The sequence below is a fragment of the Zobellia russellii genome (assembly GCF_044597075.1).
Classification (GTDB): Bacteria; Bacteroidota; Bacteroidia; order Flavobacteriales; family Flavobacteriaceae; genus Zobellia; species Zobellia russellii.
The window spans coordinates 2,733,678-2,750,633 of the sequence record NZ_CP139000.1 but is presented as its reverse complement, the minus strand read 5'-3'; the positions used below and the strand labels follow the sequence as shown (position 1 = coordinate 2,750,633).

Annotated in this window: 8 protein-coding genes; 2 read left to right on the top strand and 6 right to left on the bottom strand. The window is 37.2% G+C overall.

The window, feature by feature from the left end:
- The first annotated feature begins 233 nt into the window (after window positions 1–233).
- A complete protein-coding gene (locus tag SJY45_RS11190) occupies window positions 234–1,886 on the top strand; it encodes a solute:sodium symporter family transporter (RefSeq protein ID WP_400070747.1) in 1,653 nt (550 codons plus the stop codon).
- 73 nt (window positions 1,887–1,959) lie between these two features.
- Here the strand turns inward: SJY45_RS11190 and dinB are convergent, their stop codons facing one another.
- From dinB to SJY45_RS11160, 6 genes are all read right to left on the bottom strand, one after another.
- Window positions 1,960–3,177 (bottom strand): DNA polymerase IV, encoded by a 1,218-nt coding sequence (gene dinB / locus SJY45_RS11185; protein WP_400070745.1) that lies wholly within the window; start codon window positions 3,175–3,177, stop codon window positions 1,960–1,962.
- Window positions 3,177–6,149 carry a DNA polymerase III subunit alpha gene (locus SJY45_RS11180; protein ID WP_400070743.1) on the bottom strand — a complete coding sequence of 991 codons (2,973 nt, stop codon included), beginning with the start codon at window positions 6,147–6,149 and terminating at the stop codon, window positions 3,177–3,179. The genes dinB and SJY45_RS11180 overlap by 1 nt, the downstream gene beginning before the upstream one ends.
- A gap of 296 nt (window positions 6,150–6,445) precedes the next feature.
- Window positions 6,446–7,345 (bottom strand): GyrI-like domain-containing protein, encoded by a 900-nt coding sequence (locus SJY45_RS11175; RefSeq protein ID WP_400070741.1) that lies wholly within the window; start codon window positions 7,343–7,345, stop codon window positions 6,446–6,448.
- A gap of 14 nt (window positions 7,346–7,359) precedes the next feature.
- Window positions 7,360–10,623, bottom strand: a complete 3,264-nt coding sequence (locus SJY45_RS11170) for a VCBS repeat-containing protein (protein ID WP_400070739.1) — start codon at window positions 10,621–10,623, stop codon at window positions 7,360–7,362.
- A gap of 234 nt (window positions 10,624–10,857) precedes the next feature.
- Entirely contained in the window at window positions 10,858–12,450 is a 1,593-nt protein-coding gene (locus SJY45_RS11165; protein ID WP_289037196.1) for a RagB/SusD family nutrient uptake outer membrane protein, read from the bottom strand.
- Between the two features lie 10 nt (window positions 12,451–12,460).
- Window positions 12,461–15,541, bottom strand: coding sequence for a SusC/RagA family TonB-linked outer membrane protein (locus SJY45_RS11160; protein ID WP_400070736.1), 3,081 nt, complete (start codon window positions 15,539–15,541; stop codon window positions 12,461–12,463).
- Between the two features lie 346 nt (window positions 15,542–15,887).
- Between SJY45_RS11160 and SJY45_RS11155 the strand changes: the two genes are divergently transcribed.
- The gene (locus SJY45_RS11155; protein ID WP_215913777.1) at window positions 15,888–16,919 is read left to right on the top strand and encodes a LacI family DNA-binding transcriptional regulator; all 1,032 of its coding nucleotides are present in this window, start codon (window positions 15,888–15,890) and stop codon (window positions 16,917–16,919) included.
- Window positions 16,920–16,956: the final 37 nt, after the last annotated feature.

The following is a 16,956-nucleotide window of genomic DNA, read 5'->3' as shown; positions in this document are numbered from 1 at the left end:
GAGCAGGAAATCATTAAAAAGGACAGCGTCCCAACCCAAATTAAAAATAGTACTTTTTTCATAGTCAAAATCGTCTGCAAGATAATCAATGCCCAGAGGTATAGAAAATTACAGTCCCGTGAAATTTCATCCTTTTTTTGTGTCAAATGTGATTTCGTATTTATTGTCCGTTAATCTTTAAGTTTTTCGTAAATAATCCAATATATTTAACCGAAATATCAAACCAATTTATAATGATCGGAATTTTGTCCTTTATAGGCTTTACCGCTTTGGTGGCCATAATATCTTATTTTGCAACACGTACAACCGATGAAAATTCTTCGGACGGTTACTTTTTAGGAGGAAGGAGTTTAACGGCTGGAGTTATTGCGGGGTCATTGTTATTGACCAACCTTTCTACAGAACAAATTGTAGGTCTTAACGGACAGGCTTATACCGAAGGAATTGTGGTTATGGCCTGGGAGACTTTAGCGGCTATTGCTATGGTGGTTACTGCTATTTTCTTATTGCCAAGGTATTTAAAAGGGGGTATTACTACGGTTCCCCAATTCCTTAAAGATAGGTATGATGTAACTACAAAAACACTAACGTCTATCTTGTTTCTTACGGGGTATGTTGTGGTGTTATTGCCAACTATTTTATATTCTGGAGCGCTTGCAATCAGTACTATGTTTGATTTACCTACGATGTTAGGTGTCTCGGATGGTACAGCTTTGAACCTAAGTATTTGGGGTATTGGTATCATCGGGTCTATTTATGCTGTTTTTGGTGGTCTAAAGGCAGTTGCCGTTTCCGATACGATAAATGCAGTAGGACTTCTGATTGGAGGTCTTTTGATTCCTGTATTTGGATTGATGGCTATTGGTGATGGAAGTGTATTTGAAGGTTTGGATGTCCTTTATCAAGCAAACCCTGAGAAGTTTGATTCAACAGGAGAAGTAACCAACAGTGTACCATTTTCAACTCTGTTTACGGGTATGATGCTTATTAACTTGTTCTACTGGGGTACAAACCAACAAATTATTCAAAGAGCTTTGGGAGCGAAAAACTTGGCCGAAGGTCAAAAGGGGTTATTGTTAGCTTCTTTTATTAAAATTTTAGGACCGTTAATCGTGGTGCTTCCCGGTATTATTGCTTTCCACTATTTTCAAGGTGGACTGGAAATGCCAGATCAAGCTTATCCGGCATTGGTAAATGCAGTATTGCCAAAGTATCTGGTAGGTTTTTTCGTAGCAGTACTTTTTGGGGCTATTTTGAGTTCGTTTAACAGTGTATTAAACAGCTCTGTAACCCTTTTTGGGCTTGATGTGTACAAGCAGCATATTAATCCGGAAGCTACAGAACAAACGGTAGTAAAATACGGTAAGATTTTTGGTGTTGTTTTGGCAGTAGGTGCCATGCTTATTGCGCCGTTAATATCTAATGCAGGTAGTCTCTTTGCCTACTTGCAAGAGTTGAACGGTATTTATACGATTCCAATATTTACGATAATCGTGGTGGGGTATCTTACAAAAAGGGTTCCTGCCATAGCAGCAAAAATCGGTATTATTGCCGGTGTTGTATTGTACTGTTTCAGTCAATTTTATTTACAGCCCATGTTTGTTGATGGGGCATTGGAAGAGGCCGCTGCGGCCGGTATAACAAATGTTGATGCATTGGCACTGGTAAAAGCGGAAGCTTATCCACACTTTATTCACGTTATGGCCATTTTGTTCGTGTTGAATGCGGCTATTATGTTGGTAATAGGTAAAATATATCCTAACGAAAAACCATTTGAATTGGAGTATACCAAACAAGTCTCTATTGAGCCTTACAAATATGTGAAGCAGGTGGGTATTGCAATCTGTTTTATCGTAGTGGCACTGTATGTCTATTTTGCAAAATAAAGAATGGCTTATATAATTTAAGGCCTTGTACGGATTACATCTGTGCAAGGCTTTTTCTTTTCAGGATACACTATTACCTTCTTCTGTTGGGTAAAAGGGGAGGTGGTTCTCCTGAAAACGGGTTCCATCGGCTAATACTTTTAGCTTCCATACCAGCGGCACTAATAACGGAACGGTCTCCGTACCGTTCACGCATTTTGTCTATGGCCAAGCTTAGACGTATTTGCTTTTCATTGTCTTCGAACAGATTAATTTGATGTCCTCCTTCTACCAAATGACTAAACCTAACCCCGATTAACCGTACTAGCAGACGCCTATTGTACAGTTTCTCAAAGAGGTTTAAGACTACGGGCAAGATGCTGCTGTCCAAAGAACTATATGGTATTCGCTGTTGTTGTGTATAGGTCTGAAAATCCGAATACCTGATTTTAAAGGTAACACAGGCGGTTAATTTATGACCTCTCCGTAATTGGTAAGCTAGATTTTCGGCCATTGCAATAATAATACTTTTAAGTTTTTTAATGTCCGTTGTATCCTTGTCAAAGGTTCGTTCCGTAGAAATGGACTTTCGCTCGTGGTATTGAATCACGGGACTGTTGTCTATACCGTTGGCTTTTTTCCAAATAGACAACCCGTTTTTCCCCAATACCTTATGCATTAATTGCATTGGCATTTCCTGAACGGTTACTATTTTTTTGATTCCCAAGTCACATAATGATTTATAGGTAACTTCACCAACCATGGGTATTTTTCTAACGGATAATGGGGCCAAAAAAGGCTTTTCGGTGCCTTTAAAAATTCTAATCTGGTTGTTGGGTTTGGCTTCTCCCGTTGCAATTTTGGAAACGGTCTTGTTTATAGATAATCCAAAGGAGATGGGTAGCCCTGTCTCGTTCATGATTTTTTCCCTAAGTTCAATAGCTATTTGGTGGCACCCAAAGAATCTGTCCATTCCCGTTAAATCTATATAGAATTCGTCTACCGAGCTTTTTTCATAAAGGGGAACGCTGTCCTTGATCACATCTGTAACCAAATTGGAAAATTTACTGTAGGTGGCTGCATTGCCCCTTAAAACTATAGCTTCCGGACATAATTGCTTGGCCATACGCATAGGCATGGCCGAATGTATGCCAAACTTCCGCGCTTCATAACTGCATGAAGCTACTACGCCTCGGTCAGAAACACCACCTATTAAAATAGGTTTTTTATTCAGGCGACTGTCCAACAAGCGTTCGCACGATACAAAGAATGTATCAAGATCCATATGTACTATAGCTCTTTCCTCTGGCATTATACGGTACTGGTTTTAGGGTTTTCGGAATATCTGGGGTCTTCAATGATTGCTTGGAGGTACATGCTGATAACCTCAATAGTAACACATTCAAATTCTTCGGTTATTTTACCGGTTATAGAATAAATACCTTTTCCCCTAAAAGGGAATTTGGCGGCTATGGGAGGAAAGTGAACGGTATCTATAAAATCACCGTTCCTATCTAGAAAAGTTCCAAAATGCATTGATTTTCCGTTTGAAGTTGAAGTGTTTTTTGTAGCTACTAAATAACCTTCAATTGTAACTACCCGATTTTTATAATGAAGTAATTGGTTTGCTTTTAAGGTGTTTTCTTTAGGATTTGCCAGCAAATCGAAAGGGTTGCATAAAGGAAATCCCAACAGCTCATATTCATCAAATGCATTTTCTAATTCTGAACTTTTTAGCTCAGGGGTTTTGTAGGATATTTTTTTAGGTTGAAAAAGGGTAGGAACATGCTCTTCCTTTGGGGCTTTGCTCGTTTGTAAATAGGCGGCCCAGAGAAGTTCTCTTTTGTTTTTTCCGGTAAAACGGAATGCATTAATTTTAATAAGTATGGCAATTTGCTCTACTGAAACAGGAACTCTGTCAATAAAATTGTCCAAGCTTTTGAAAGGGCCATAGCGGGCTCTGTTTGTGCATATTTTCTCAATAGTTTGGGTTTCCAAACTTCTTAGAAAGCTAAAACCAAGATAGATGGTATTCTCCATAATAGTGGTCAGATACTCACTTTGGTTGATGCATGGAGCTTGGACGATACCTCCGTGCATTTTTGCTTCATGAACGTAAAGTTCACGGCTATAGAATCCGCCGCCATTGTTGAGCGTTGCCACCATATATTCTAGGGGGTAGTACGCTTTTAAGAACAGGCTCTGGTAACTTTCTACGGCATATGAAGCAGAATGTCCTTTTGCAAAAGCATACCCGGCAAAGCTTTCAATTTGGCGCCATATATCACTTGTAACAGCATCAGCTTTACCATCGGCTTTACAGTTATCAAAAAATTGTTGTTTTACTTTTAAGAATTCATCACGCGACCGGAATTTACCGGACATGCCACGGCGTAGTGTATCTGCTTCATGAAGTTTTAGTTTTCCAAAATAGTGTGCTACTTTAATAACATCTTCTTGATAGACCATGACCCCAAAAGTTTCGGGCATGATATTCAATAGCACAGGATGAGCATCTTTTCTTCGTTCAGGATATCGGTAACGTAAAATGTATTCACGCATCATTCCCGATTTTGCCACACCGGGCCTAATAACGGAACTAGCAGCCACCAAGCCCAAATAATCATCTACCTGCAGCTTTTTTAAAAGCATTCGCATGGCGGGAGATTCTACATAAAAGCATCCTATGGCCTTGGCGTTTTTTAAAAGGTATTTAATGCGCTTGTCCTCTTTAAACCGTTTAATATTATGAATATCTATGGGCTTTTGGAGGGGATGGTTCTTTCTTACAATTTCAACGGCATCTTTTATTTTTCCCAGGCCACGCTGACTCAAAATATCAAACTTAAATAATCTAATATCTTCTGCCGCTACCATGTCTATTTGTGCAGTGGGAAAACCTTTGGGAGGCATAAATGTGGCGCAATAACTATGAATGGGTTCTTCGGAAATTAAAACGCCTCCGGCATGAATACCTAAGTAGTTTGGGAAGCCTTGTATATATTGACTGTATTTTAAAACCAGTTGAGATAAATTATCCAGTTGGTTAAAATTGAATTTTCCTTTGGTAAGTATATCTATTTCGGACTTTGGTAACCCAAAAACTTTTCCCAGTTCACGTACGGACGCCTTGAATTTAAAGGTGTTATAAACGGTTATAAGAGAAGTGTTCTTAAATTGTTTGAACATAAATTGAGTAATATCATCCCTATCGGACCAAGAGAAATCAATGTCAAAATCAGGTGGATTTGTACGGTGTATATTTATAAAGCGTTCAAAATAAAGGTCAAGCTCTATTGGGTCTACATCGGTTATGCGTAAAAGGTATGCTATAATACTATTGGCCCCACTACCACGGCCCACATAGAAATACCCTTTGCTGCGTGCGTATTTTAAGATTTTCCAATTGATCAGAAAATAGGAGACAAATCCTTTTTCTTTAATGATGGCCAATTCTTTGTCTATACGGGTATAAATCTGCGGAGCTGCATTTTTATAACGATATGGAATACCTTGGTGGGCTAATTTTTGAAGGAATCGAAAATCCAACTCCTCATTGTTAGAGTATGCACGCTGGTTCTTTGGTTTGGTTTCGGAGAAATCAAATTTAATGTTACAATTATTTAGTAATCGTAATGTGTTTTCTAGTATCTCCGGAAAATCAATGTGAATAAGTTTGATTTTATCTTCGGATAAAAATTGATCTGTCTCTTGGCCTTGTTCATGTACAGGCAACTTGCTCAATAAAGTATTATTGTCAATGGCCCTTAATAGACGGTGGGTATTAAATCCCCTTTTACTTTGAAAAGACACGGTATGGAGTAGCACCAAACGGTCTTTGTTAATGCTCTGTTTTGAAAACTTTAAGCCATTTAATTGTTTTAAGGAAATTCCTAAATACTCATTTTGCTTTAGCTTATAATTTCTTGCCTTTTCAAAAGGATAGATTATATAGCTGTTTTCAATTTCAATAGGTCTTTCAGGTATGGCTAGACCAGGTTGGTGTAAAAAAGAAGACAGATAAGAGTTGATGTTTTTATAACCTTCATTGTTTTTTGCAAGGAGGATAAATTGCTGACTGGCACCATTTCTAAAATCAACTCCTAGGATAGGTCTTATACCATATTTAGGGGCTAAACGAACAAAATCAAGACAGGCGGAAGTATTGTTAATATCCGTTAATGCTAAAGTCTTACAGCCGTTTTGGGCGGTTAAACTTAGAAGTTCGTCAGTTTTGATGGTACCGTACCTAAGACTATAATATGTATGGCAGTTTAGATACATATATTATGGGTCTTTATAGTTTTTTTATACCCAATTGAAGCCGAATCAATGGTTTGTGAGAATGTATAAGGGGTAAGTTGTGGACGAAAAATTTGCATAGCTATCCTTATAAAAGTGGAATAGCTAATTTATGGAATATTTCCTTTTATTTGGATTATATCCATAATCTGATTGTGTTAAAATTTGGAGACATAAATGGTGGATTTTAGTTATAACATAAAGAGGCCCTTATGATGTAGGGCCTCTTTACTGTTGTATATGGTAGTGTTACTATAATTCCACTTCTATCTTCATTATTAATTATTGTCAACTATGGGTAAATATATTTCAGCCACCCATTCAAGTTCATTGGACCCCATATTAGGGTTGGTAAAAAATACTTCAACAGGAGTTCCAGTAGTTTTAATACCTAATTTTTCAGCTTCGTTCAATAGGCTGTACCAAGCCCTGTCAGATGTAATATAATTGCCGTTATAAATTGCTTTTAATGAATTGCCGCCCTTAAACTCCTTGTATTTAATAATTTTATGTTCTGGTAATGAGTCTGTTTTCTTGATGGGATAACAAAAATTATATGTAATACTATCTTTTTCTATATTCCATTTGGTAACCTCAATGAAAGGGAGGCCATCGGTTTGGACATTTGGATTTAGAGCAAACCTATCCAATAAGCGATAGTTAGACATCATTTTTGAAGCCTTTTCAAACTGGGTGCTTTCTAAAGGTATGTAGGCGCAAAAAGTATTTGATAACACCTCTTTACCTTTAATAGTTACTTTAAAATTATCAAGGTGTTCTTGGATTTTTTCATGAAATTGAAAAATTATTTTTTTTGACCGTTTTTCAAAATCAGTATCTGTAAAAAGCATTAGTAATTTGCTTGTTAGGGAGTGGTTTACAATCGTTATATGAGCTTGTGTCAAGGATAGGGAGTCGTCTATTTTTTCAATGGTCCACTTGTAATTAAAACTAGAGTCATTGATTGTAATTTGGTGTTCAAAAGTATTTAATTGACGTTGGTCAATAATACGGGAATCTTCTAAAGTGCTTTCCCATAATTTTATAGTTTGATTAATTGTTCCGGGATTGGCCTTTATTTTTAGAGTAGCCAGATAGTCTTCTGGTTTTAGAAAAAGAAACCAAACCAAGGCTGTTAGTAAAATAAGCCCAGCGCCCAATAGAAATTTTCTTAGCATATAAATAAGGGCTTTTAGTTGTTTAATTTATATACTTGAACACTATCATTATTTACCGTAACCAAAAGGTAAGCTTGATTTTTTAAATCAATAATATTCATATGTCTAATTGATTTTTGAGCAAAGTCAAGGCCAATTTCATTCCCTAATAGTATCTCGTTTTCATTTTGAACTATAGCTCCGGGAAAAGAATCAAATCTACCATGGTATGGCTTAACTCCAAAATAATTGCCTGCAACCAATACTTCCTCGGTACCATTTTTGTCAAAATCATATTTTAAAAATGAAAATAGAGGAGAGGTTTGCAGTTCTTCTTTAAATGGGACAAACGAAAAATTGCCATCTGTGTTTTTTAAATAACCAGATTGGAGTTCGTTTACTTCTACAATTGTGGATTTACGGAGAGTTTCTTTGTCAAAAATTTCTTCAACGGTACGGCCGGCAAAACTGGAATAATTAGTAAATTTTTTTCGAAGGCTAACAATTTGAGATGAAAGATTGGCTAGGCCTTCAAGTGGAAAGTACTTTCCGTTCTTTTCTAAAGCGGTAATCGTTTCCGTTTGACCGTTTTCGTCAAAATCTCCATAATATAATCGCATCGGATGATTGGGGGATGCTTTAAATTTGCTGTTGGTTCCCCAATTACCTAAGAGATAATCGGTATCTCCATCGTGGTCAATATCAAAGGGCAAAATCTTTTGCCAAAGACCATTTAAGTCCTCGTTTAGGAGAGAAATGCTTTTTAGAGTTCCATTTTGGTTCTTAAAGAAAGTTGGAGCCATCCATTCACCTACCACAATTAAATCTTTTAAACCATCATTATCAACATCGTCCCAAATGGCATCGGTAACCATTCCAACGTCCTTTAATCCTTCATTTTCTTGAATTGAAAATTCACCATTATTATTGATTAAAATATAGGAAGATGGGCTTTTCCCAAAATCGTTAGTTACAACTTGGTTACCTACAAATAAATCCAAATCTCCATCTCCATCTATATCGTTCGGCCTTAAAACTGATGCGTTTTCAAAATATTCAGGTAATGAATTTGTTTCAAATACAGAGTCTTTATTGCTGTAATATGTATCTAACAAAGGCTTTAATTTGTCAAAAAAGTCAGCACCGCCAGACCCCACAAACAAGTCATTTTTGGAGTCATTGTCAAAGTCTGCTATTACGGCAACCACATCTTCTTTTATTGAGTCTTTGGTTATTGAAGGAATAACTTTTTCAGCGAAAACAGAATCTAATCCTATAAAAATTCTAGGAGGAATATATTTTGAGCCGCCAAAAAATATATCAATTTGATTATCTCCATTTAAGTCACCAATAGCGGTTGCAGGACCACGATCTGAAATTTGATAAGGAATAAGTTTTTGTCTATTAAAATCAGAGTAGTTGTCTTCTTTGTGCTTAAAATTAATACCTAGATTGCCACTTACCCTTTCAAATAAATTTTGGCGTTTAGGTTTTAGTGATTTGTAATCAAAAGGTTTGGGGTCTTGAGGAGTTATAGTAAGGGTTTGGTTAACCGCTATGTCTTTTATAATTTGATATGTCCTGTCAGGCCAAACAATTTTGAGGGAATCTATTTTTTTATAATTTCCATAACCAAAGTGAATAATTGGTTCCGAAGAAGATTGAAACCCTCTTACCGTATAGAGCTCTCTAAATTGTAATATGCCGTTGTGGTATGAGTATACTTTGGTGCCAATGGCGTAAGGGTTTTTTCCTGAAAAGCGTAAATTTAATTTTAAGTAATTCGCTTTTTGGTCGGTTTTGTTAATGTAAAGCGAAGCGGGCCCATTAACATTATTAATTACCAAATCTATATCTCCGTCATTGTCAAAATCTGCGGCAGCGGTAGCACCGGAAACCAAGCTGTCCTTTGTAATCCAGTCTCCAGATTTATCAACAAAATTTAATTTGGGGCCACCTTTAAAAATATAGTTATGTGTTTTGCCTGAAGGCATTTTATTTAAGGCTTGGCGATCAACTAATTTAGTGTTGGTTATTTTATTCCTTATCTGCTCAGAGGACACAAAATTTATGTAGTCTAGGTCGTTAGGGCGCTTTGGAATACCTGTGGAAACAAAAACATCTTGTTCCCCATCCTGATTATAATCTGCAAATAGTGCGCTCCAACTCCAATCCGTAGCTGCAATTCCTGATTGTAAACCAATTTCTGAAAACTGATTACCTCTATTTAAATGCAGCATGTTGCGGCTGAATTGATAATGATAACCATAATCTGCAGTTTGGAGTTTCATTATTTGTGGTTCAACATCACCTTGAGAAGATTTAAGAACTTTCTCGTCTTCGGGTAGCATATCTAATGAAAGGATATCTGGCATGCCATCATGATTGATGTCTGCAATATCATTACCCATAGAAAACCTAGAGGTATGTCCAAAATATTTTTTTAGGCTCTCAGTAAAAGTCCCATTCCCATTATTCAAGTAATAATAATCGTCTTCATGAAAATCATTTCCCACATAGATATCCGGCCATCCATCTTGATTAAAATCAGAGATGGCAATACCAAGGCCATATCCATTTGCGCCGCCAAAAATTCCGGATTCTTCACTGACATCAGTAAATTTGGTTCCATCGTTTCTAAGAAGTTTATCGCCAGTCTGATAGTTTCTTTCTAACCTTAACTCCGATCGGCCATAGGATTCAGGGGTATGTACGGCATGGTTCAACAAATATATGTCTAGGTCTCCGTCTAGGTCATAATCTAAGAATGCCGCTGAAGAACTGTAGGTGTCAAAATCAAGTCCGTATTCCGCAGCTCTTTCGGTAAAGCTTATCTCCCCTGAACTAGAGATGCCATTGTTAATAAAGAGTTCGTTATAACCGTTAAGGCCTTGAATACCCGCAACGGCACAAATATATATGTCCAATAATCCATCACCATTTACATCGCCCATAACAGCACCTGTATTCCAATCACTATTTCCTGCTATTCCGGATTTTTCCGTTATATCCTCAAATTTAAGATCACCGCGGTTTAAGTATAGTTTGTTCTTTACTTGATTGCCCGAAAAGAAAATGTCAGGAAGGCTATCGTTATTTATATCTCCTACAGCAACACCGCCTCCATTATAGAAATAGAGATATTCCAAAATATTCAGATCATCGGTTTCTGTAAGCTCATTGGCAAATAGAATCCCAGTTTGTTCCGAAGAAGGATTTTCAAATAAATTGCCTTCTTTTTTTTTGCAGCTTATTAATGAAAATAGAGATGCGAAAATTAATAGAATGGATTTATTCATCGATATTTTAAAAGCGTGATTATTCTAAATTTAATTGCAGTACTTGTTAACAAAATGGGTTCTTTTATATACTATGCAAGATAGCAATTCCTGTAGAAAGCAAATAAATTATAGGATTTACATCTACTAGTTAGAATCTATTTAATCTACGGCGAGAAATAGATTTACTTTATTTGCCTAGATGTAAAAAGACCGCCCGGAGGCGGCCTTTTAAACACTTAAATATTAAAGAATTTAGTAACCTGGGTTCTGAACCAAGTTTGGATTTGCAAGTATATCAGCTTGTGGAATTGGAAATATTTCCAAATGCGAATCACCCGCATCCTTAAGGTTCCATGCTCTTAGGTATTGATCAAACCTTATGAGGTCTTGTCTTCTTGATTGTTCTTGATACAATTCTCTACCCCTTTCGGCTAATAAATCTGCTTCTTGAATTGTAGTTAAGCTAGAAGCACCCCTCACAGTTCTTAAATCATTAATTAGGGTTAAAGGATCATTGCCCATTCGAAACATTGCTTCTGCTTTCATTAAATAGGCATCGGCATATCTATATCTTACAATATGGGTTCTTCTATCTCCTCCTTCTTCATTAGGGTGGTATTTGGTCATTCTAATACCAGACGTTTCCAATAGAGCATTGTCGGCTGGAGAAGTATATTCCGCTTGTTCAACTTCTCTTGTAAATACTAGGGGAACACCGTCTACGTTATCTCTTGCGTTTAATGGAGTACCATCTTGCTCGTATTGTTGCCCAATTAAGAACCCTATTCCAATACCTAGGTTTTCGGCATTTGCAGTACTTGCATCATGTACCAATCCTCTTCTTTCCTCTTGTCCGTCGCCAGGGTAGTTTGTTTCTGCAGGACCTTCAAACAAATCGTAAAATTCAGCCAAAGTTGTAAAACCGTTCCATCCACCACCATCATTGGCGCCTGGGAAGTTTTGGCTGTAATGTAAGGTATGCCAGATTCTTTGTCCGGCATCACCTGGAGACCACCAAATAGTTTCAACATCATTACTTGGTCTGAAAATGTCAAAGAAATCTCCTGGGGCGGCTAATGTGTAACCATCTGCGGCAATTGCATCTACTGCATCTATAACTACTTGCATATCCTCTGGTTGCGGAGTACCATCAAGATAGACGTGCTTGTTAAGGTGAAGTTTTGCCATCAATAAGTTAGCTGCCGCTCTAGTGGGTGAAGATTTACTGGTGATATCATCACTAGCGGTTACAACCGGAAGATCACGAATAGCAATATTTAAATCAGCTACTATACTATCTATGGCTACTTGACCCGTTAAAACATCTGGAACGGCACTATTTGGTAAGTTTACATTTCTGTAAGGTACCTGTCTCCACATATCCAAAATCCAATTCATTGCCCAAGCTCTATAAAATCTAGCCTGTGCCTTTAACTCGGTTATGTCTCCAGATGCAGTAACTGTACTTTTATCGCTAATAGTACGAGTGGCATTAATAGTAACACTGTTAAGTTGCTGCCATGTTCCAACTATGTCTCCTAATTCTGCATTCCAGCTTTGTTTATGAAGAGATAGCCAAGCACCGTTATCACCCCAGTCCGTTCCTCTTGTAGGAACTAAGTATTCATCTGTGGTTACTTCGTTTAGGGAAAAGAGTCCGGCTGCATTTACCAAACGGTCTCCGGCTACAATGTTAGAAAGGTTTGATACCTCTCCTTCTATATCGGCAACGCCTGCAAACCCATCGGTAATTAGTGAATCAGTAGGTTCTATTTCCAAATCCGTACACGAAAACGCCATTGGAATTAGAAGTACTGCGCTTATATAAATTTTTATTTTTTTCATAATAATTTTTTTAGAAAGTAACATTAATGCCTAAACTGTAAGTTGTTGGCCTTGGATAGGCAAGGTAGTCAATGGCAGCAGAGGGCAAACCATTTGCTGGAATGTTAGAAGTACTTACTTCAGGATCTAATCCGCTATAGCCAGTTAGCAAAAATAAATTTTGCCCATTAAGACTTAGACGCAAACTTTTAAGATATCCTGTGCCGCTTAAAGGAACGTTATAGGAAACCGATGCAGATTGAAGCCTAACAAAATCACCTTTTTCTAAGAAGTAGGTACTAGGATTGGTTGCGGATAAGATTACACCCTCATCAACAGTGCTTTTTAAATTATTTCTGCTACCAATTTGTGGCGACGCAAAAAGAGCATTGGCCGTGTTGTTGTATACATAGAAACCAAATTGACCGCTAAAGAACAAAGAGGCATCCCAATTTTTGTAAGAAGCTCCAGTAGAGAATCCAGACGTGATTTTAGGAAGTCCGGACTTATCAAGAATTGTTGGGTCTGTATCTACCACAAAGTTTTCATCTACATTTCTTAAGTTATAGGTAAACAATGGCTTTCCGTCAGTTAAGATTTGTGATGTAGTACCTGTTAATCCTTGTCCGAATAAATCTCCCGCTTGAATATTAGGACCATTGTAATCCGTTAACTCATTTTGGTTATAAGCAATGTTGAAATTGGCGTTCCAGTTAAAATCTTCAGATTGTACAATATCATAATCCAATCCTAGTTCAATACCTTGGTTTAGGATAACGCCGTCTACATTTTGAAATACAAATGGTGAAGTTGCAGGTTGTACAGCAGGTAAGTTCAATAGAATATCTCTAGTTTCTTTTCGGTATAAATCAATGTTACCGGTAAAACGATCTGCGCCAAAACCAAAATCAACACCAAATGAATATTGCGTTGTTTCTTCCCATTTTAAATCTGGGTTGGCAAATGCAATTTCTGAAGTAGCGGGAGAGGATAGTTGAGAACCTCCTGAAATGGATAGTGCATTGCCCTGTATTCCATTTCTCCATCTAGTTCTGTTAAGATAGTTACCGTGGCCTAAACCATCTTGATTACCTGTTATACCCCAGCTTAATCTAAGTTTAAGAGTGGAAAAAGTGTCTTCGTTAATAAAATCTTCTTGGTTCAATTTCCATGCAAAGGCAGCTGAAGGGAAAAGACCATACTTGTTATTGTCACCAAATCTTGAAGATCCATCAGCTCTAAAAGTACCAGTAAACAAGTATTTGTCAAAAAGAGTATAATTTACTCTTCCGAAGAAAGACTGAAGCTCATCGGTAGTGTCAAATGTATCAACAGCGAAAGCGTCTATAGGAATACCGGGTAAACCTTGAGTGGTTACATTAGGATTTGGAAAAAGACCCAATATTCTAAATAAATCACCTGCATCTGGTTCATCTGCAAATACACCTATACCGTAAGCTTGGTAGTTATTTGCGAGGTTTTTGGTGTCGTCATACGTCTGTTCCGTAGTTTTAATGATTTGGTTCAAATCGGAACTACCATAACCTTGCCCTAAAATATTCTGTCCTTTTCTGTTGAAGTCTTGAAAAGAATAACCTGCAAGAACATCTAATCTAGAGTTCTCAAACTCTTTTTTATAATTTACGGTAAATTCCATCAAACGGTTTTCTGTATCCAAGTTGCTTACAGCGGCACGACCATTATTGGCGGCTCCGTTTTGTAAAGCAAGTATTTGTGGACCTGCAACTTGACCTCTAGAAGAATCAGATTTGTCTATCCCAATATTTAACTTGGCAGAAAACTCATCAGTAATATCATAGTTTAAAGAAAGATTACCAAGAACTCTGTTCGTATTGGTGTTATCGTCATAATACTCTAAAAGGTTGGCAGGATTTCTATCTGGCTCTGCACTTGCATTAGGGTTGGAAGGTAGCGTTGGATTGGAATAGTATGCCGCCGCTAATAAATCACCAAGACTACCGGAAGTTCTACTAACAAATGGCACCCTGTCATTAATTCTTGAAATCGTTCCTTGAAAACCAACAGTTAATTTGTCCTCAAAAAATCTTTGGTTTACATTAATCCTACCTGTAATACGTTCTAGGTCCGTGTTTTCAATAACACCAAATTGCTTAGAGTATCCAAAAGTTGCTCTAACATTTCCACTTCCATAATTTTTAGAATAAGCTAAATTGTTGTCAACAGAGGCAGAGGTTCTAAATACATAATCTTGCCAGTCAGTAGAACCACCTAAATTAGCTCCTCCACGCTCTATAAACTCGTCTGCTGTCAATAGGTCGTATTCATCAGCAACGTGAGCTATATTTAGGTTTGTGGAGAAATTCCACTGCCCATCAGCACCGCCTTTACCTGATTTGGTGGTAATTACAACAACCCCATTGGCACCTCTTGAACCGTAAATTGCTGTAGCAGACGCATCTTTTAAGATACTCATACTCTCAATATCATTAGGGTTTAAGAAGTTTAGCGGGTTTTTGGAACCACTTGTTCCAACTCCAACATCTGCACCAGATGCAGAAACACTTTCGTTAGAAACAGGAACTCCATCAATTACGAATAATGGACTGTTATTTCCTCTTACTGAACCAGTACCTCTAATTCTTAAGGAAATCCCGGCTCCTGGTTCACCACTTGATTGTGATATTTGAACACCGGCTGTCTTACCCTGTATTAACTGTTCAGGTGAGGAAATTACACCCTTATTAAAATCTTCTGATGTTACGGAAGAAACAGAGCCTGTAGCATCTTTTACAGTGGTAGAGCCATAACCAATAATAACTACTTCATCCAGGGCTTGCGCGTCTTCTTGTAGCGTTACATTAATAGTGGATTGGCCATTTACTTTTACTTCTTGAGAGGCAAAGCCAATATAACTGAAAACTAAAGTAGCGTCTTCTGGAACGTCACTCAGGGCATAGTTTCCGTCAAAGTCCGTTTGAGCTCCGTTAGTTGTACCTTTAATAACAACACTTGCTCCCGGCAACGGACCACTAGCGTCGGAAACAGTTCCCGATACATCTTGAGCCTGTATTATGCCAAAGCTTAAGAAAGCCGCAACCATAACCAGGTTTTTTAGTAGCATGATCTTCATAAATGAGATGTTTTAAGTTGAGTTTAATTATAAAATAATGTTAAATGTATATAAAATTGACCTTAAAACACACGAACGGGCGCTTGCGAAAACTACGAAAACGGTTTCGTGTTAATAACTTTTATATAATTCGATTATAATAATTATAATATCGAATAAATATCAAATAAATAATAAGTGAAGGTTGAAATCGGGGAATTGATATCTATTTCAAATATACAGTTTTTCTTTTTAATTAAAAAAGTGCTAAAATTACCTGTTAAACACCTGAGGTTGTTAAAAAAAATGAGAAGGTTCTCATTTACTCATTTTATAGTTTATTTTCACTATCCAAAAGTTATAAGATTTGAAACGAAAGATTACTTTAAAACAAATTGCTAAAGAATTAGAGGTATCTATCTCCACGGTTTCAAAAGCGCTAAAAGATAGCGATGAGATAAGTGCTGACACGAAGCAAAAGGTAAAGGCCTTTGCAAAATTGTATAATTACAGGCCCAATACTATAGCCTTAAGCCTTAAAAACAGAAAGACAAAGAATATAGGTGTTGTTATTCCAGATATAGTACATCATTTTTTCACTACGGTTTTTAGAGGTATTGAGAAGTGTGCCAATGAACATGGCTATAACGTGGTTGTATGTGTGTCTGATGAGTCGTACGAAAAAGAAGTGTTCAACATGGAACTTCTTGCCAATGGTAGTATAGACGGCTTTATTATGTCCGTTTCTGCGGAAACTCAGCAGAAGAATGACTTTAGCCACTTAAAAGAAGTAATGGAACAGGGTTTTCCGTTGGTTCTTTTTGATCGTGTCATTGATGAAATTAAGTGCGATAAAGTAGTGATGAACGATGAACAGATTGCTTACGATGCGACTGTGAAAATGTTGGCCGAAGGAAAGAAGAAAATAGCACTGGTCACTACTGAAAGTTATTTTAACGTTAGCGAAAAGAGGGCAGAAGGTTATAAAAGGGCTCTTCTGGACCATAACATAGCCTATGATGAAAAGTTAACCTTAGTTTTGCCTTTTAAAGGAATAGAAGAGTCCTATATAGAGAACTTTGTTGAAAATGAAAGTTTTGATGGGGTGTTGTGTGTTAATGAAATTTTTGCAGTACTATTTATGGGCGCAGCTCAAAAGAAGGGGCTTAAGATTCCAGAAGATGTTTCGGTAATTGGCTTTACGGACGGACTTTTGTCCCGCTACTCCTCTCCAACATTAACAACTGTTGCCCAACACGGAGAGAAAATGGGAGAAAGGGCGGCTGAGATGTTAATTGAAAAACTTGAGAACGAAATTGGTTTTGATGAAGAGGAAGTCTATAAAACAGAAGTTATAGAGGCAACTCTTCTAGAAAGAGGCTCTACTATAAATAAATAGATGTTGGTCTAATGCTGCTGGATTAATTTTTTAAGAG

Bases quoted from the DNA above. Each gene is read 5' to 3' on its own strand.
- SJY45_RS11190 (WP_400070747.1), top strand. From the start codon at position 234: ATGATCGGAATTTTGTCCTTTATAGGCTTTACCGCTTTGGTGGCCATA.
- SJY45_RS11170 (WP_400070739.1), bottom strand. From the start codon at position 10,623: ATGAATAAATCCATTCTATTAATTTTCGCATCTCTATTTTCATTAATA.
- SJY45_RS11160 (WP_400070736.1), bottom strand. From the start codon at position 15,541: ATGAAGATCATGCTACTAAAAAACCTGGTTATGGTTGCGGCTTTCTTA.
- SJY45_RS11165 (WP_289037196.1), bottom strand. From the start codon at position 12,450: ATGAAAAAAATAAAAATTTATATAAGCGCAGTACTTCTAATTCCAATG.
- dinB (WP_400070745.1), bottom strand. From the start codon at position 3,177: ATGCCAGAGGAAAGAGCTATAGTACATATGGATCTTGATACATTCTTT.
- SJY45_RS11175 (WP_400070741.1), bottom strand. From the start codon at position 7,345: ATGCTAAGAAAATTTCTATTGGGCGCTGGGCTTATTTTACTAACAGCC.
- SJY45_RS11180 (WP_400070743.1), bottom strand. From the start codon at position 6,149: ATGTATCTAAACTGCCATACATATTATAGTCTTAGGTACGGTACCATC.